At 60.0% G+C, this 17,117-nt stretch carries 17 protein-coding genes and 4 tRNA genes; 15 read left to right on the top strand and 6 right to left on the bottom strand.

Going from position 1 to position 17,117, the window contains the following annotated elements; all coding sequences use genetic code 11:
* Nucleotides 1-40 precede the first annotated feature (40 nt).
* The 3 genes from B0H98_RS10425 to B0H98_RS10415 all read left to right on the top strand — a co-directional run bounded on the left by B0H98_RS10425 (nt 41) and on the right by B0H98_RS10415 (nt 3,154).
* A complete protein-coding gene (locus tag B0H98_RS10425) occupies nt 41-277 on the top strand; it encodes a hypothetical protein (protein WP_106374991.1) in 237 nt (78 codons plus the stop codon).
* Nucleotides 270-1,823, top strand: coding sequence for a phospholipase D family protein (locus tag B0H98_RS10420; protein ID WP_106374990.1), 1,554 nt, complete (start codon nt 270-272; stop codon nt 1,821-1,823). Before B0H98_RS10425 ends, B0H98_RS10420 begins: the two co-directional genes overlap by 8 nt.
* Before the next feature lie 119 nt (nt 1,824-1,942).
* Nucleotides 1,943-3,154 carry an ABC transporter substrate-binding protein gene (locus tag B0H98_RS10415; RefSeq protein WP_106374989.1) on the top strand — a complete coding sequence of 404 codons (1,212 nt, stop codon included), beginning with the start codon at nt 1,943-1,945 and terminating at the stop codon, nt 3,152-3,154.
* 104 nt (nt 3,155-3,258) lie between these two features.
* Here the strand turns inward: B0H98_RS10415 and B0H98_RS10410 are convergent, their stop codons facing one another.
* The 6 genes from B0H98_RS10410 to typA all read right to left on the bottom strand — a co-directional run bounded on the left by B0H98_RS10410 (nt 3,259) and on the right by typA (nt 10,736).
* Complete coding sequence (locus tag B0H98_RS10410) at nt 3,259-4,584, bottom strand: branched-chain amino acid ABC transporter permease (RefSeq protein ID WP_106374988.1); 1,326 nt, start codon at nt 4,582-4,584, stop codon at nt 3,259-3,261.
* On the bottom strand, nt 4,581-5,588 hold the full coding sequence (locus tag B0H98_RS10405; RefSeq protein WP_106374987.1) for a branched-chain amino acid ABC transporter permease: 1,008 nt from the start codon (nt 5,586-5,588) through the stop codon (nt 4,581-4,583). The genes B0H98_RS10410 and B0H98_RS10405 overlap by 4 nt, the downstream gene beginning before the upstream one ends.
* 16 nt (nt 5,589-5,604) lie before the next feature.
* On the bottom strand, nt 5,605-6,321 hold the full coding sequence (locus B0H98_RS10400; protein ID WP_106374986.1) for an ABC transporter ATP-binding protein: 717 nt from the start codon (nt 6,319-6,321) through the stop codon (nt 5,605-5,607).
* Between the two features lie 106 nt (nt 6,322-6,427).
* Complete coding sequence (locus B0H98_RS10395; protein ID WP_106374985.1) at nt 6,428-7,198, bottom strand: ABC transporter ATP-binding protein; 771 nt, start codon at nt 7,196-7,198, stop codon at nt 6,428-6,430.
* 20 nt (nt 7,199-7,218) lie between these two features.
* Complete coding sequence (locus tag B0H98_RS10390; RefSeq protein WP_106374984.1) at nt 7,219-8,670, bottom strand: sodium-dependent transporter; 1,452 nt, start codon at nt 8,668-8,670, stop codon at nt 7,219-7,221.
* 239 nt (nt 8,671-8,909) lie between these two features.
* Entirely contained in the window at nt 8,910-10,736 is a 1,827-nt protein-coding gene (gene typA / locus B0H98_RS10385) for a translational GTPase TypA (RefSeq protein WP_106374983.1), read from the bottom strand.
* 163 nt (nt 10,737-10,899) lie between these two features.
* Here typA and B0H98_RS10380 point away from each other — a divergent pair, with 163 nt between their 5' ends.
* From B0H98_RS10380 to rplL, 12 genes are all read left to right on the top strand, one after another.
* Nucleotides 10,900-11,883: a biotin--[acetyl-CoA-carboxylase] ligase gene (locus B0H98_RS10380; protein ID WP_106374982.1), complete on the top strand. Its 984-nt coding sequence runs from the start codon at nt 10,900-10,902 to the stop codon at nt 11,881-11,883.
* The gene (locus tag B0H98_RS10375; RefSeq protein ID WP_106374981.1) at nt 11,880-12,719 is read left to right on the top strand and encodes a type III pantothenate kinase; all 840 of its coding nucleotides are present in this window, start codon (nt 11,880-11,882) and stop codon (nt 12,717-12,719) included. Before B0H98_RS10380 ends, B0H98_RS10375 begins: the two co-directional genes overlap by 4 nt.
* 118 nt (nt 12,720-12,837) lie before the next feature.
* Nucleotides 12,838-12,921, top strand: a tRNA-Tyr gene (locus tag B0H98_RS10370).
* Between the two features lie 118 nt (nt 12,922-13,039).
* Nucleotides 13,040-13,113, top strand: a tRNA-Gly gene (locus B0H98_RS10365).
* Between the two features lie 14 nt (nt 13,114-13,127).
* A tRNA-Thr gene (locus B0H98_RS10360) sits at nt 13,128-13,202 on the top strand.
* A 165-nt stretch (nt 13,203-13,367) separates the two neighbouring features.
* A tRNA-Trp gene (locus B0H98_RS10355) sits at nt 13,368-13,443 on the top strand.
* Between the two features lie 71 nt (nt 13,444-13,514).
* Nucleotides 13,515-13,898 (top strand): preprotein translocase subunit SecE, encoded by a 384-nt coding sequence (gene secE / locus B0H98_RS10350; RefSeq protein WP_167392672.1) that lies wholly within the window; start codon nt 13,515-13,517, stop codon nt 13,896-13,898.
* An 8-nt stretch (nt 13,899-13,906) separates the two neighbouring features.
* Nucleotides 13,907-14,440, top strand: coding sequence for a transcription termination/antitermination protein NusG (gene nusG, locus B0H98_RS10345; RefSeq protein ID WP_106374979.1), 534 nt, complete (start codon nt 13,907-13,909; stop codon nt 14,438-14,440).
* Between the two features lie 110 nt (nt 14,441-14,550).
* Nucleotides 14,551-14,982: a 50S ribosomal protein L11 gene (rplK, locus tag B0H98_RS10340; RefSeq protein WP_106374978.1), complete on the top strand. Its 432-nt coding sequence runs from the start codon at nt 14,551-14,553 to the stop codon at nt 14,980-14,982.
* A gap of 2 nt (nt 14,983-14,984) precedes the next feature.
* Nucleotides 14,985-15,677 carry a 50S ribosomal protein L1 gene (gene rplA, locus B0H98_RS10335; protein WP_106374977.1) on the top strand — a complete coding sequence of 231 codons (693 nt, stop codon included), beginning with the start codon at nt 14,985-14,987 and terminating at the stop codon, nt 15,675-15,677.
* Nucleotides 15,678-15,979: 302 nt separating this feature from the next.
* Nucleotides 15,980-16,483, top strand: coding sequence for a 50S ribosomal protein L10 (rplJ, locus tag B0H98_RS10330; protein WP_106374976.1), 504 nt, complete (start codon nt 15,980-15,982; stop codon nt 16,481-16,483).
* A 111-nt stretch (nt 16,484-16,594) separates the two neighbouring features.
* On the top strand, nt 16,595-16,966 hold the full coding sequence (rplL, locus tag B0H98_RS10325) for a 50S ribosomal protein L7/L12 (protein WP_106374975.1): 372 nt from the start codon (nt 16,595-16,597) through the stop codon (nt 16,964-16,966).
* Nucleotides 16,967-17,117 lie beyond the last annotated feature (151 nt).

Below are 17,117 nucleotides of genomic sequence, written 5' to 3'. Positions count from 1 at the left end.
GAGACCATATCACGAGAGCTGTCTTTTACGGAGTTTGTCTATGCCTCAACCCGCCTTTGATGTCCTGCGTGCGCTGGCCATTGGCTCCCAGGCATTGGGCCTGATCGTCGTCATCACGCTTGAGACTGTGCTGGGCGATGCCGCACGGCCCTGGCAGGGCGTGACGCTTGGCCTGATGCTGGCCGCCGCCCTGGCTATCGCCCTGGTGCGGGTGTATCGCCGTAACCGGTTGCGTAAACAGCGCGCCGCACGGCGTGATGACAGCGACCATGCCTAGTGCCCGTGAGTGGTCGCGCTGGCTTGGCTGGCTGGCGCTTTGTCTGCTGCTTGCCGGTTGTACTCACGCGGTGGTGCGCGAACACCAGACGGCCCTGACCCTGGAGGAGGCCCGGCAGACCTGGCTGGGCGGGCAGGTTGAACAGGTGCTGGCTGCCCAGAGCGAGCCGGACGGCTTTGGCATGCTGGCCAACGGCAAGGAGGCCTTTGCCGTGCGCGCCGGGCTTATCCAGCAGACCCAGCGCGAGCTGGATATCCAGACCTATCTGCTGGGCGAGGGGCAGACCACCAACCTGGTGCTGTCACGCCTGCTCAAGGCCGCCGAAGAGGGCGTACGGGTGCGGCTGCTGGTAGATGACATCGGCGCAGTCGGCCAGGGCGAGCGCCTGGCTGCCCTGGCAAGCCACCCGGGTATTCATGTGCGGGTCTACAATCCGGTAGCGGTGGGCCGGGGCCACCTGGTGACGCGGGTACTGGCGTCGATCACCAACCCAGCCCAGCAGCACCGGCGCATGCACAACAAGCTCTGGATCGCCGACAACAGCGTGGCGATTGTGGGGGGGCGCAATCTGGGTGACGAGTATTTCGACGCCAACGATGCGCGCAACTTCGCCGACCTGGATCTGGTTACCGTGGGCGAGGTGGTGCCGGAGCTCTCCAGAAGCTTCGATCTTTACTGGAACCATGGCCTGGCCCAGCCCATCGAGCGCTATCACCAGGTGGCGGACGACGCCTGGCAGGCGCTTCAGAGTGAGCTTGACGAGTGGCTGGATGATAACGCCGATTCCGCCTACTTTTCCGAGCTGCGCCAGCAGTCGCGCGAGGCGCCGCCCTGGGAGACGCTCCACTGGGGCGAAGGCCAGGCGCTGTGGGATGCACCGGGCAAGCTTGCCGAAAGCGGCGCCCCGGACTGGCAGACCACGCTGCTGGGCGATCTGACGGCCAATACCCAGACCAGCGAACGGCTGACGCTGATTTCCGCCTACTTTGTGCCCACCGAAGACGGCGTCGAGCGCCTGACCCACCTGGCTGATCAGGGGGTGGCGGTAGAGGTGATCACCAATTCGCTTGAGTCCACCGATGCTGCCGTCGTGCACGGTGCCTACGCCCCCTGGCGGCAAACGCTTCTAGAGCACGGTGTCACGCTCTACGAGCTGCGCCCGGAGCAGGAGGCCGACGAGGTAGATGCCGAAAACGAGATGCGTGTGCCCGGTGCCTCGGCGTCCGCCCTGCATATCAAGGCCATCAGCTTTGATGACCAGCTGTTTGTCGGCTCCTTCAATGTTGACCCGCGCTCGGTGCTGTGGAATACCGAGGTCGGCGTGCTGGTGAAAAGCGCAACGCTGATGGCGGCTTTCGACGAGCTGGTGGAGATCGGCCGTGACCCGGCCATCAGCTATCACGTGGTGCTGGATGACGCTGGCCATGTGAATTGGGAGCTGGAGCACGACGGCGAGCCACGCCTGCTGACAGAAGAGCCTGGCAGTCTGTGGCGGCATTTCAATGCTTGGATCAGCCATACCTTCCGGCTTGAGCGCTGGCTGTAGGTCAACATCAAAGCAGCGTTAGAAAGCGTTGCTTGTGTTTTTGGCGCAGTGGTTCCAGATTAGATAAAGTTTCCGCGCACGGCGCGGGAATGTTTACCTCATTGGGAGCGACGAACAATATGATCAATAAACGCGCATTAGCCACCGCCGTTGCGGCCTCTTCACTTGCCCTGGCAGGGTTTGCACAGGCAGAAGAGGTCAAGATTGGCTTTCTGGGTGGTTTTACCGGGGGAATCGAGAGCCTGACGCCGCCCATTTTTGAAGGCGCCAAGCTGGCCGTTGCACAGGTCAACGAGCAGGGCGGGATACTCGGCGGCCAGACACTTTCCATGCCATCAGGCGATACCACCTGCTCTGATGCCTCGGCGGCCTCCAACGCCGCCGACCGCATGGTCAATTCCGAGCAGGTCACCGCGATTGTCGGCGCGCTGTGCACCGGTGCCACGATTGCCGCGGCCAACAACGCGGCCATTCCGGGGGGCGTGGTGATGGTGTCACCCGCCTCCACGGCGCCTGCGGTCACCGAACTTGACGATAACGACCTGGTATTCCGCACCGTGCCTTCCGACGCCTTCCAGGGCGAGATCCTGGCCAAGCTGCTGCTGGATAAAGGCATCGACGCGGTGGCGGTTACCTTCGTCAACAACGACTACGGCCGCGGCCTTTCCGATGCTTTCAGCGCCGCCTTTGAAGCCGGCGGCGGCGATATTGCCGAGAACCTGGCCCACGAGGATAACCGCGCCGACTACCGCTCGGAGCTGGGTTCGCTGTCGGCAAGCGGTGTGGATACGCTGGTGGTATTGGCCTATGCCGACACCTCCGGCCAGACCGTGCTTCGCCAGGCCTATGAAAGCGGCATGTTCACCCAGTATGTGGGGGCCGACGGCATGGTGGGTGACAGCCTGATCGAAGCCATTGGCGCCGACGTGCTCGACGGCATGATCGCCACCCGCCCGGGCAGTCCGGACCTTCCCGGCACGCCGATTTTCAATGACGCCGCCGAAGCTGCCGGGTTCGACCCCAGCGCCGTGTTTGCCGCTCAGGCCTATGACGCCGCCTTCCTGCTGGCGCTGGCCATCGAGCAGAACGGCAGCGCCGAGCGTGAAGGCCTGGTCGATGCCCTGCGCAGCGTTTCGAGCGCCCCAGGTGAGGTGATTCTGCCCGGCGAGTGGGAAAAAGCGGTCGAGCTGATTGCCGCCGGCACCGAGATCAATTATGAAGGCGCCTCCGGCTCCCATGAGTTCGATGACAATGGCGACGTGCCCGGCGTGGTCGTGGAAATGGCGGTCGAGAATGGCACCTTCACCACGAAAGGGCAGGTGGATCTGTAAGCAGTGCCTGACGTAGCAATGGTTGTCTAAACCTGAAAGCCCCGATCGTTGATCGGGGCTTTCGTTTGTAAAGGCACTAATGTGTAACGCGCGCGATCGCTCAATCAGCCGTGATGGGCAATCTTCTCTGGCAATAGTCCCTTGGGGGCAAAGCGCAGTACCAGCGTGATCAGCATGCCGATGACCAGTACCCGGGCCTGCAGCGCTCGGCTATCCATGTTGCTGGGCGCATCCCAGCCGAAGGTACCTTCCCCGACGCTGACCACAAGCTCCATCACAAACAGCGCCAGCGGCTCCGACATGATCCAGATGATATACACCGCCACGGCGCCGAAGATGGTGCCCAGGTTATTGCCGGGCCCGCCCAGAATCACCATGACCAGCACCAGGAAGGTGTGGTTGAGCGGCAGGTAGCCCTGAGGGTCGAACAGGCTATTGAAGGTGCCCAGCATGCCGCCGCCCAGGCCCATCAGGATGCAGCCGAGCACGAAGATCTCCAGGCGGCGCTTGTTGATGTCCTTGCCCATGGCGGCAGCGGAAACCTCATTGTCGCGAATCGCTCGGATCATCCGCCCCCAGGGGGCGTGATAGGCGCGGTGAAGCAGAAAGAAGATCACCGCAATCACCACCGCCGTGAAGGACAGATACACCGCCCGCGACAGGGTAAAACCAAGCTCCGCCGGCCCGGGCGTGGGCCAAGGCAGCGGCGACACGGTGGCGGTGCCCCGGGTCAACCAGTCGGAGTTCTTCAGAAATGCCTTGATGATCTCGGCAATGCCCAGCGTGGCAATCGCCAGGTAGTCGCTGCGCAGGCCCAGGCAGACGTGGCCGATAAGGTAGCCCACGCCACCGGCCAGCGCCCCGCCCACGATCCAGCCCACCCAGGCGGGCAGGCCAAGACCACCCACAAACCCCGCCTGGGACTGAATCTGGCTGGTCACCTCGCGCAGCTGGCTGATCACGATCAAGTACAGCACCAGCGCCAGCACCACGGTAATCAGAGTGCGCAGCTTTTTGGGTACCCCCAGACGGTCAAGTCGGCTGGCGCCTACCACCAGGAAGGTGGCGGCCACGCCGTAGAGCAATACGCTGCCCAGCTCGCCGGGCAGGCTGGTGCCCCAGAAGGCATCGTTGACCGGTACGCTGAACAGCATGGCGCAAAAGCCGCCCAGCGCCACAAAGCCCATCACCCCGGCATTGAACTGCCCGGCGTAGCCCCACTGAATGGTCAGACCCAGCGCCAGAATGGCATAGCAGGCGGCCTCCACCAGCATGCGTGTGCTGTAGGCCGCCCCCATCAGCGCGTAAACCGCCAGAATGGCGGCCAGGAGCGCGCCAAACAGCACTACCTCGCGTACGGGAAAGCGCCGCGCGGGCGTGGCGTCACGCGGGGTATAGGTCGGGTCGCGGGTTTCTGTCGAATTGCTCATTGGATCACCTTGCCCTTGAACAGGCCGGTAGGACGCCACACCAGAATGGCCACCAGAATGAAGAACGGCACCACGATCTTGTACTCGGTACCCACGAAGGCCAGGTTGGACGGCAGTTCCAGCCAGGTGGGCAGGCTGTCGCGGAAGGGGCGCAGCAGCACGTTCCAGTTGAAGACCGCCAGGGTTTCGGCAAAGCCCACCACGAAGCCGCCGGCAATTGCGCCGTAAGGATGGCCCACCCCGCCCACAATCGCCGCGGCAAAGATCGGCAGCAGCAGGAAGAAGCTCAAATCGGGCTTGAAGGTCACATCCAGCGACAGCAGCGTGCCGGCAATGGCCGCCAGGCCCCCGGCAATCACCCAGGTAACCGCCACGATGGTATTGGTGTTGATGCCCGAGGCCTGGGCAAGCTCCGGGTTATCCGACATGGCGCGCATCGCCTTGCCCAGCCGCGAGCGGTTGAGAAACACGTGCAGCGCCACCACCGCCACCAGGGTAATCACGAACAGGTAAAGCTGCGGCTCGGTAATCACGATAGGCGCGCGGGCGCCCTCGAAGGGCAGCGCCAGGCGGAAGATCTCCTTGCGGTCATCCACGTACAGGCTCTGCCCGCCAGTGCCTGAAAACAGGCGAATAAGCCCCTGCAGCATCAGCGTGACGCCAAGGGAGCCGATCACCAGCACGATGGGCTTGACCCCATGAGCGCGCAGCGGCTTGTAGAAGGCCTTGTCGATACCCACGGCAAGTGCGGCGGTCAGCAGCATGGCGAGCGGCAGCATGACCAGCGCCGTGGGCACACCGATGCTGGTGCCAGCGGCGGGAAACAGCGTAGTCAGCAGCAGCACCATGAAGGCGCCAAACGTCATCATGTCGGCGTGGGCGAAGTGGGCAAAACGCATGATGCTGAAGATCAGCGTCACGCCAATGGCGCCAATGGCGTAGATCGAGCCGGTCACGCTGCCGGCAATGATCACGTTGTTGATAAAAAAGACCAGTTCGTTCACAGGTTTCTCCCCCGGGCTAGCCGCCCAAAAAGCTCTTGGCGACATCCGGGTCGGCAAGAAGCGCAGCACCCGTATCAGTGAAACGGTTCTGGCCGGCGGCCAGCACGAAGCCCTTGTCGGCAATGGCGAGCGCTTGCTTTGCGTTCTGCTCGACCATCAAGATCCCGACGCCGGCGGCATTGATCTGTTTGACCCGATCAAAGATCTCGTTCATGTAAAGCGGTGAAAGCCCGGCGGTAGGTTCATCCAGCAGCAAGAGGCTTGGCTCGGCCATTAGCGCCCGGCCCATGGCGACCATCTGCCGCTGGCCGCCGGAAAGCTCACCCGCCGGTTGGTGGCGTTTTTCGACCAGTGGCGGGAAGAATGCATACACCTGCTCGAGCATGCGCTTGACGTTTTGCGGCTTCAAATACGCGCCCATCTCCAGGTTCTCCTTGACTGTCAGGCTCGGGAAAACGTTTTTCTCCTGGGGCACAAAGCCCATGCCGCGCTCTACCAGCTTGTTGGGCGGCAGGTTATGGATCGGTTGGCCATTGAGCAGAATCTCGCCCTGGGTGACGTTCAGAAGGCCGAAGACGGCTTTCAGCATGGTGGACTTGCCCGCCCCGTTGGGCCCGACGATGACCCCCACTTCGTTGGCGTGTAGCGTCATGTTCACCCCGTTGAGGATGTTCATGCCGCCATAGCCACCGTGCACGTCGCGCGCCTCGAGCAAAGGCGTCGTTGATGACATCGGTAATGACATAGAAAAGTGTCTCGCAGCGCCGCGTTCACGCGGCATGTGGTTTTTGTCTTAGTTTTTGACTTGGTCTTTTCGCAGCTCTTGCGCAAGGCGCCGCTCAGGCGGCGTCGGTGCCGAAATAGGCTTCGATGACGTCCGGATTGTTCTGGATCTCCTCGATATGTCCCTCGACCATGACGCTGCCCTGGGCCAGCACGATGACCGGATCACATAGCCGGGCGATCATCTCCATGTCGTGTTCGATGACCAGGAAGGTGTAGCCCATTTCGCGGTTGAGGCGTTCGATATTGCCGATCAAATCGCCCAGCAGGGTGCGGTTGACCCCGGCGGCGATTTCATCGAGCAGCACCACCTTGGCATCCGTCATCATGGTGCGGCCAAGTTCCAGAAGCTTCTTCTGGCCGCCAGAAAGGTTGCCGGCAAGCTCGTTACGCACATGGTGCAGCCCGACGAAATCAATCACTTCGAGCGCACGCCTGCGCACCTCGGCCTCCTGTTCGCGCACCTGGCCGGGCTTGAACCAGGTACTGAACAGGCGCTCGCCGGCCTGGCGCGGCGGTACCATCATCAGATTCTCGAGCGCGCTCATCTGGCTGAATTCGTGGGCGATCTGAAAGGTGCGCAGCAAACCCTTGTGAAACCGCTGGTCGGCACTCAGCGCAGTGATGTCCTCGCCATCGAGCAGCACGCGGCCGCTGTCCGGGGTGAGCGCGCCGGCGATCAGGTTGAACAGGGTAGATTTACCCGCGCCGTTGGGGCCGATCATGCCCGTGATGGAGCCTTTCTCGACGTGGATCGAGCAGTTGTTGATAACCTGCAGGCCGCCGAAGGCCTTGTTGACTTGCTGAACTTCGATAAGCGGTGTCATCGCTCCCTCGCGCTTTGTGGCTATTGTTGTGTACGTTGGCGACGCCTGGCCAAGCGGTGCTGGCCCAGAGCAAACAGGCCGACGAAAAGCACTGCGCCCCCGGCCGGTATCAGGTAACCCTCTATGCCGGGCAGGGCGCGCAGGAACACGAACGCGACCGCCGCCGGGCTGACAAAACGCACCAGAAACCGCCACGTGGCAAACCAGGCCGTGCTGGTATCAAGCTCTTTTCTCACTTCCGTCTGGGTCAGGGCCCAGCCTGCAAAGAGGGCAATCATAAGCCCACCCAGGGGCATAAAGACATTGGTCAAAAGCTCAATAAGCTCAAACGCGCTACGCCCGAACAGGGCGTGGAAAATCGTGCCTTCTGCCCAGATGTTGAAGCTGATGACCGTTAAAAGCCCCATGGCCCACGCCGCCACGACCATGACGGCCACCGCCTGGGGGCGGGTCATGTCAAAGCGCTCGACCAGATAGGCCGCTACCGGCTCGATCAGCGAGATGGCCGAGCTGATCGCCGCGCCCAGCACCAGAATGAAGAAGATGCCGCCGATCAGCGCGCCCATGGGCATGTCGGCAAAGGCCAGCGGCAGGGTGACGAACATCAACCCCGGCCCCTGATTGATATCGAGCCCGGCGCCGAACACCAGCGCAAAGATGGCAAGGCCGGCCACCATGGCAACGGCGGTATCGATAAAGGCGACGGCAATGGCGGTGCGGGTCAGCGAGGTCTCGCTGGTCATGTAAGCGCCGTAGGCCATGATGGCGCCCATGCCGAGACTCAGGGTGAAAAACGATTGCCCCATGGCCTGCAGCCATCCTTCAACGCTCAAATCCGCCACGTTGAAGGTGAACAGAAAGCGCGCCGCCGCGGCGATATCGCCATTGATCACGCTGTAGACCAGCACCACCAGCAGGATGCCGAACAGCGCGGGCATCATGATGCGAAGCCCGGATTCGATACCCTTGTGAATACCCATGCCCACGATGATGCCTGAGCAGCCGATAAACAGGGTGTGGTAGAGCGTCATCAGGGCAGGTGAGGCGAGCAGAGCGGTAAAACCCTCGCTGATGGTGCGCGCATCGGCCTCGAGCAGCGAACCGGTAAACATCAGCCAGGTGTAGTGAATGGCCCAGCCAGCGATCACCGAATAGAAGCTCAGGATCAGAAAGGCGGCGGCGGCCCCCAGCCAGCCAATCGACTCCCAGAAGCGGAAGGTGCGGTGCGTCCTGGTCAGGTGGCGCATGCCCATGATCGGACTGCGGCGGCTGGTACGGCCCAGCATGGTTTCGGCGATCAGAATGGGTATGCCGACGGCAAAGATGGTCAGTGCGTACACCAGAATGAACGCCCCGCCGCCGTTCTCGCCGATCAGGTAAGGGAAGCGCCACAGATTACCCAGCCCCACGGCAGAGCCGACCGCGGCGAGCAGGAACGTGCCTTTGTGGGTCCAGACGTTATGACCGCTCATGAGATCGGTGTCCAGGTACGGGTGGCTGGAAGGGGATCCAGACACTGGGATGAACAGGGGTGGTACGTCTGTCTCGAACTGTTGGGTCTACTTTGCGTTAGAAAGCCTCCGCTTTCCAGCACCCTACCGTTTAGGCTGCGTTAACGCGGCGATTTTATCTCCTGTGAAAGCTAATAAACGCAAAACGCCCCCTGAGGCCAGGGGCTTCAGGGGGCGTTTTCAAGCGCTCAGGCGGTGGCTTATTTCTTGCCGGCGCGCTTACGCTCGTTTTCAGTCAGGTGCTTCTTGCGCAGACGGATGTGCGTCGGCGTCACTTCCACCAGCTCATCGGAATCCAGGAATTCGATGGCCTGTTCCAGGGTGAACTTGATCGGCGGCGTCAGCACGATGTTTTCATCGTTACCGGTGGAGCGCATGTTATCGAGCTTCTTGCCCTTGGTCGGGTTGACCACCATGTCGTTGGCACGGTTGTTGATGCCGATCAGCATGCCTTCGTAAACTTCAGTGGCGTGGTCGATGATCAGCTTGCCGCGATCCTGCAGGGCGTACAGCGCATAGGCCAGTGCCTTGCCGCCCACCATGGAGACCAGCACGCCGTTACGACGCTCGATGGACGCATCAGGCTTCAGCGGGCCGTAGTGATCGAAACGGCTGGTCAGGATGCCGGTGCCGGAGGTCAGGGTCAAAAACTGACCACGGAAGCCGATCAGGCCGCGTGCCGGAATGATGAAGTCCAGACGAACACGACCCTTGCCATCCGGGTTCATGTTGGTCATTTCACCCTTACGGTAGCCAAGCTCTTCCATGATCGAGCCCTGGTGCTGCTCTTCACAGTCGATGATGACTTCTTCGTAGGGCTCCTGCTTCACACCGTCGATTTCTTTGATGATGACTTCCGGGCGGCCAACGGCAAGCTCGAAGCCTTCACGACGCATGGTTTCGATCAGTACCGACAGGTGAAGCTCACCACGGCCGGAAACCTTGAATTTCTCAGGGGTTTCGCCCTGTTCAACGCGCAGCGCCACGTTGTGAATCAGCTCTTGATCAAGACGGTCCTTGATGTTCCGGCTGGTCACGAACTTGCCTTCTTTACCGGCGAACGGCGAGTCGTTGACCTGGAAGGTCATGGAGACGGTCGGCTCGTCGACGGACAGCGGCGGCAGGGCTTCAACGGCGCTTGAGTCGCACAGCGTATCGGAAATCGCCAGATCTTCGATACCTGTGATGCAGACGATGTCGCCGGCGGTGGCTTCAGTCGTCTGTACGCGCTCCAGACCCATGTGCGTCATGACCTGGCCGACCTTACCCTTACGGGTATTGCCTTCCTTGGTGATCACGGTGATCTGCTGGCCCGGCTTGACGCTGCCGCGCTTGATGCGGCCAAGACCGATAACGCCTACGTAGCTGTTGTAATCCAGTGCGGAGATCTGCATCTGGAAGGGGCCGTCGACTTCGACTTTCGGCGGCTCGACGATGTCCACGATGGCCTGGAACATGGGATCCATGTTCTCGGCAAGTTCTTCCGGGTCCATGCCGGCAATGCCGTTCAGCGCCGAGCAGTAGATGATCGGGAAATCGAGCTGCTCGTCGGTGGCGCCGAGGTTGTCGAACAGATCGAAGATCTGGTCGATGACCCAGTCCGGGCGCGCGCCGGGGCGGTCAATCTTGTTGACCACGACGATCGGCTTCAGGCCCTGGGAGAACGCTTTCTGGGTAACGAAGCGAGTCTGGGGCATCGGACCGTCAACCGCGTCGACCAGCAGCAGAACCGAGTCCACCATGGACATGACGCGCTCGACTTCGCCACCGAAGTCGGCGTGCCCAGGGGTGTCCACGATGTTGATGTGATAGCCCGTACCATTGCCATCTTGCCACTGAATGGCCGTGTTTTTGGCCAGGATGGTAATGCCGCGTTCCTTTTCCTGGTCATTGGAGTCCATGATCCGCTCTTGGCCTTCGGCCTTGCGGTCTAGGGTGCCTGATTGACTTAACAGCTTGTCTACCAAGGTAGTTTTGCCGTGGTCAACGTGGGCGATGATGGCAATGTTACGAAGATTCTCGATCACGACGCGATCCTGCTGGAAAAATAGGGCGGCATTATAGGGTCTGGGGGTGGTCGACTACCAGCGCTGTCTTAAATAAAGCGGCGAGTCAATAACCCAAAGGCGGCAGTTTTCGCCTCTGCGCTGCATCCGTTAAGATAGGCGTTTTCCCAGTTGGGGCAAGCACATGACCATCGGTAACCTGATGCGTTTGTTGAGCGATGGCGAGGTTCACTCCGGTGAACAATTAGGTGAAGCGCTGGGCGTTTCGCGGGCTGCCGTATGGAAACAGTTAAAAAAATTGGAAGCGCTCGGCGTGGAGCTGGTAGCCGTCAAGGGGAGAGGCTACCGGCTGGCTCAGCGTCTGGAGCCGCTGGAAGGCGCCAGAATCGTTGAGCGCCTGCCCGCCCAGGCGCGCCATCTGCTGACACGCCTGTTCGTGGAAGATCAGCTGCCGTCGAGCAACGAGTACCTGCGTCAGCGTTTTAGCCAGGCCGCCGGACACGGCGAAGTCTGCCTGGTCGAGCTGCAGACCGCGGGGCGCGGCCGGCGCGGCCGGGTGTGGACCACCCCCTGGGGGCAGAGCTTGATGATGTCGCTGGGCTGGCGCTTCGAATCTGGAGTGACTGCTCTTGAAGGGCTGAGCCTGGCCGTCGGCGTGGTGGTTTCCCAGGTGCTGGAGCAGCACGGGGCAGCGCCCAGGCTCAAGTGGCCCAACGACATTCTGCTGGCCGAAACCGGCGATGAGCTGGGCAAGCTTGCCGGTATTCTGATCGAGGTCACCGGCGATGCTGCGGGCCCTTGTGAGGTGGTGATCGGCATGGGCATGAACCTGTCGCTGAGTGAATCCCAGCGCGCTGCCATTGACCAACCGGTGGCGGCCCTGTTTGATGTGCATGCCGGGCTTTCGCGCAATCAGCTGGCCGCCGACATGGTCGCCGGGCTTTTGACCATGCTGGCCGAGTTCGAGCAGGTAGGCTTTGCCGCCTGGCGTGACGGATGGAATGCACGTCACGCCTATGCCGGATTGCCCGTGTGTATTATTCAAGGGGAGCGCGCAAGCGATGCGATCGCAGGCGACGTGGATGAGAGCGGTAACCTGTGGGTTACTGAAAACGGTCACTCGCGGCGCTTGGCAGGCGGTGAGATCAGCGTACGCAGGCGCTTATGATTCTGGATCTGGATATCGGCAACACCTTGTCGAAGTGGCGACTCAAGGATGCCGAAAGTAGCGAGATACGCTCGCGCGGTGCGGTATGGACCCGCGAAGAGTGGCGCCCGGGGGCGGATATTCCCGACCTCGACGTGGTCGAGGCAGTGCGTATCTCCAGCGTAGCTCGCGCGGCGGTGCTGGAGGAAACCGTTACCCTTCTGCGCCGTCAGGTGCGCCACGTGTTCGTGGCCCACTCCCAGGCGGAGGCCCTGGGGGTGATCAACGGCTACGACGAGCCCGGGCGTCTCGGGGTTGATCGCTGGATGGGCGCGCTTGCCGGCTATCAATTGGCCGGAGGCTGCTGCGCGGTCGACTGCGGCAGCGCCATTACCATCGATTTCGTGCTGCCGGGCGGTGTTCACCTGGGAGGCTTCATCATTCCCGGGCTGCGCCTGATGAAAGAGAGCTTGAAGCTGGGTACGCGCAATGTGGCCATCGACCCTGAAAGTGAAGCGGACGCGCTTCTGGAACCCGGGCGGCGGACAGTGGACGCGGTCAATCACGGTATTTACATGGCTGCGGTCAGCGCCATCAACCGTATCTACAGCGAAGTATGTGACCAGCAGGGCATCTCGCTGCCCATGCTGCTGACCGGCGGTGATGCGCGCGTGGTGTCCAGAGGTGTTCAGGTGCCTCACGCGGTGTGGCCGGACATGGTTTACGGGGGGCTTGAAGCCAGCTTCCCGCTGACGTTTGCCGAACGGGCGGGCAAGATGTCCGGCGCGCCACGGGTGCCTGAGCCGGTATCATTAGAAAAAATTCGCGCAGGCCTTGCATTCTCCATGCTGCTTTGACAGAATGCAGCGCGTTCCAAGGCAGGTATGGGTGCTCAGGCATCGCAAGCTACGATAAATTAAGTAAATATCTAGCTTGACACTGTTTTGGAGGCTGGCATAATGTGCCGCCAAAGATGGAGAGATTCCCGAGTGGCCAAAGGGAGCAGACTGTAAATCTGCCGCGAAAGCTTCGAAGGTTCGAATCCTTCTCTCTCCACCAGATTTAAGCAGCGTCGGCCAGGGTCGATGTTGCTGGATGAAAGCCGGTAAGTGGGCATTGTCTATCGTTCGGCGTGCGCGGCTTGTCATTCGGGCAGCGGTTACGTGGCCCCAGGTTTGCGGGCGTAGTTCAATGGTAGAACCTCAGCCTTCCAAGCTGATGGTGCGGGTTCGATTCCCGCCGCCCGCTCCAGTTGATGTGTTTATGCTCATGTAGCTCAGGGGTAGAGCACACCCTTGGTAAGGGTGAGGTCGACGGTTCAATTCCGTCCATGAGCTCCATATTGCGAAGAAAGCGAGCCAAGCTCGCTTTTTTTGTCTCTGTGATTAGGTGGTGCATACTGCACGCTTAATCTGCAAAAAAGGGTTGTCAGGCGGTTACTTCTCCGCTACCATGGCGCCCGCTGTTGCTTGGGCTTGGCTAAATGCCCGGGCACGCGATGATACAGGCCAGTAGCTCAATTGGCAGAGCAGCGGTCTCCAAAACCGCAGGTTGGGGGTTCGATTCCCTCCTGGCCTGCCAACCTTCCCCAGGTTGGTATGTATTTAAAGAATTCCATAGTCGCTCGCTGCACCCTGAGGAGTCTCGTTTTTATGAAGCCGAGTTCTGTAAAACATGGCGCCGAGGTGCAACAGACGCGCCATGACGGGCTCAAGTGGGCGGCGGTTATAGCGCTGCTTGTCGTTGCTGTCGTAGGTAATACCTATTTCACCGATATTGGTCTGCTCTACCGCGTTCTGGGCGTGGTGGTGTTATGTGCGCTTGCAGGTCTGATCGCACTCACCACTGCCAAAGGTCGCAGCTTGATGGAGCTGGCCGTTAGCGCCAAGAAAGAGATTCAGCGCGTTGTATGGCCGACCCGTCCCGAAACGATTCAAACCACCGCGATTGTTCTGGTGGCTGTTCTCGTGGTGGGTTTGATGCTGTGGTTGATTGATACTCTTCTTGGCTGGGCAATGTCCGGCGTCATTGGTTAGGAGCTTTCATGTCCAAACGTTGGTACGTCGTTCACGCCTATTCCGGCTTCGAAAAGCATGTCATGCGCTCACTTATCGAGCGTGTGAAAATGCACGGCATGGAAGATCGCTTTGGCGAGATTCTGGTGCCGACGGAAGAAGTCGTTGAGATGCGCGACGGCAAGCGCCGCAAGAGCGAGCGCAAATTCTATCCCGGCTATGTACTGGTCGAGATGGAAATGGCCGACGAAACATGGCACCTCGTCAATGAAACCCCGCGCGTCATGGGCTTCATTGGCGGCACCAAAGAGAAACCGGCACCGATCACGTCTCGTGAAGCCGACGCTATCTTGCGTCGCGTGAAAGACGGTACCGACAAGCCGCGGCCCAAGACCATGTTCGAGCCAGGCCAGTCGGTGCGCGTGGTGGATGGCCCGTTTGCTGATTTCAACGGCGTGGTCGAGGAAGTCAACTACGACAAGAGCCGTTTGCAGGTCAGCGTGTTGATCTTTGGGCGTGCAACCCCTGTCGAGCTCGAGTTTTCTCAGGTTGAAAAAGAGTAAGCTTGCAAGCCGATAGGTCTCGCAGTCGAAAATTCGCAAGAGGCAGCCATTGGCTGTCTCGTTAGTCCCGGGGAGCCGCAAGGCGCTAGTACCCAAATGGAGTAATTACCATGGCCAAGAAAGTCCAGGCTTACATCAAGCTGCAGGTAGCTGCAGGTAAAGCCAATCCAAGTCCGCCCGTAGGCCCAGCGCTGGGTCAGCACGGCGTGAACATCATGGAATTCTGTAAAGCGTTCAACGCCGCGACTCAAGACATTGAGCCGGGCCTGCCGACGCCTGTCGTGATCACTGTCTACTCTGACCGTAGCTTCACGTTCGTCACCAAGACGCCGCCTGCTGCCGTGCTGCTGAAAAAAGCCGCTGGCATCAAGTCTGGTTCTGGTGAGCCGAACAAGAAGAAGGTCGGCACCGTGTCTCGCGAGCAGCTTGAAGAGATCGCCAAGACCAAAGAACCTGATCTGACGGCTTCCGATCTCGACGCCGCCGTACGTACTATCGCAGGCAGCGCTCGTAGCATGGGCCTTAACGTGGAGGGTCTCTGATCATGGCTAAACTGTCCAAGCGCGCGAAAGTGATTCGCGAAAAAGTAGACGCCAACAAGTCCTACTCTCTGGAAGAAGCGGTTGCGCTGCTCTCTGAGCTGTCTACCGTCAAATTCAACGAGTCTGTTGACGTTGCGATCAACCTTGGCGTTGACCCGCGTAAATCCGACCAGGTTGTACGTGGCGCTACCGTCATGCCTAACGGCACCGGTAAAGACGTTCGTGTAGCAGTCTTCACTCAGGGCGCCAACGCTGAAGCGGCTAAAGAAGCCGGCGCTGACATCGTGGGTATGGACGAACTGGCTGAGCAAGTGAAAAAAGGCGTGATGGATTTTGACGTCGTTATCGCTTCACCCGACGCCATGCGCGTTGTGGGTCAGCTGGGTCAGATCCTGGGTCCGCGCGGCCTGATGCCTAACCCGAAAGTCGGCACTGTAACGCCTGACGTTGCCACGGCCGTCAAGAACGCCAAAGCGGGTCAGGTACGTTTCCGTACTGACAAGAACGGCATTATCCACACTACGCTGGGTAAAGTGACGTTCGATGCGGCGTCCGTTCAGGGTAACCTGGAAGCGCTGGTTGCAGACCTGAAGCGTCTCAAGCCGAGCTCTTCCAAAGGTATTTACTTTAAGAAAGTCACCCTGTCCACTACCATGGGCCCAGGTCTGACTATCGACCACTCTGCATTTGTATAAGCAGAACGTCGTCAGTTTCTAGTAAGAACCGAGCAAGAACTTTGCGGTCCTCTGGTGAGGTAAGCCTGCCAGAGCACCGTCAAAGACCGCAGGTGCCGCGCCGTATGTCTACATGTCAGCGCGGCTTAATTGCCTAGAGCGCCTGCGCAGATGGTGTGGCCGCCAGTTGGTTGAAGCTTTTAGCTGACACTGCTTTCTGGTGAGCACCATCCCCCAAGGCTTTCAGCGCCGGTTATATCAGGCCTGAAAGAGATGGTAACCTCCGGAGCCCTTAACGGTTCCGGCACGAAGGAGTGATCACTGTGCCACTAGCACTTGAAGGCAAGAAAGCGATTGTTGCCGAGGTCAGTGAAGCGGCCAAGGGCGCACTCTCCGTCGTAGTTGCCGATTCTCGCGGTGTAACGGTCGGTAAAATGACCGATCTGCGCAAGCAGGCACGTGAGAATGGTGTAGAGCTGCGTGTTGTTCGCAACACTCTGGCTCGCCGCGCCCTCGAGGGCACTCAGTGGGAGTGTCTGAACGAGAGCTTTGTTGGTCCGACTCTGTTGGCTTTCTCTACTGACCATCCGGGCGCTGCCGCTCGTTTGTTCAAGGATTTTGCTAAAACCGAGCAGAACTTCGAAGTGAAGGCGTTGGCCTACGAAGGCGAACTGATCCCGGCTGCTGACATCGACCGTCTGGCAACCCTGCCGACTTACAACGAAGCTATTGCCAAGTTGATGTCGGTAATGAAAGAAGCCTCCGCTGGCAAGCTGGTTCGTACTCTGGCCGCCCTGCGCGACCAGAAGCAAGAAGAAGCTGCGTAAGCAGATCTTTTTGCAGGCGGCGTGAACTGTTGTTGCAGCTCGCTGCCTGAACCGAGCAATGAATCCTGAGTTCTCGGCCGACCGAGACTCCCGCAAAGTTAGGAATGAAAAATGGCACTGTCTAAAGACGATATCATCAATGCTGTAGCCGACATGTCAGTAATGGAAGTTGTCGAGCTGATCGAAGCGATGGAAGAGAAATTCGGCGTATCAGCTGCTGCAGCTGTTATGGCTGGCCCGGCTGCTGGCGGCGAAGCTGCTGCAGAAGAGCAGACCGAATTCGACCTGGTTCTGGCATCTGCTGGTGACAAGAAAGTTAACGTCATCAAAGCGGTTCGCGAAATCACCGGTCTTGGCCTGAAAGAAGCCAAGGGTGCCGTTGACGGCGCTCCGGCGACCATCAAAGAAGCGATGTCCAAGGACGACGCTGAAGCAGCTAAAGCGAAGCTGGAAGAAGCGGGCGCAACCGTCGAGCTCAAGTAATTCTTGTGCTGACGGCTTTACGCGCTGCGTAAGCTTCCACGGCTGGCGGCGGGCATATCCCGCTGCCGGCCTTTTTCTGTTACAACCATAAGGTTGTTGCAGAAGCACAGTAATACCGTTGTTGTAACACTGTTATCGATCAAGATTTTCG

The organism is Vreelandella songnenensis, from assembly GCF_003002925.1.
GTDB lineage: Bacteria > Pseudomonadota > Gammaproteobacteria > Pseudomonadales > Halomonadaceae > Vreelandella > Vreelandella songnenensis.
The sequence above is the reverse complement of the archived record's forward strand: the minus strand, read 5'-3'. Positions and strand labels throughout refer to the sequence as shown.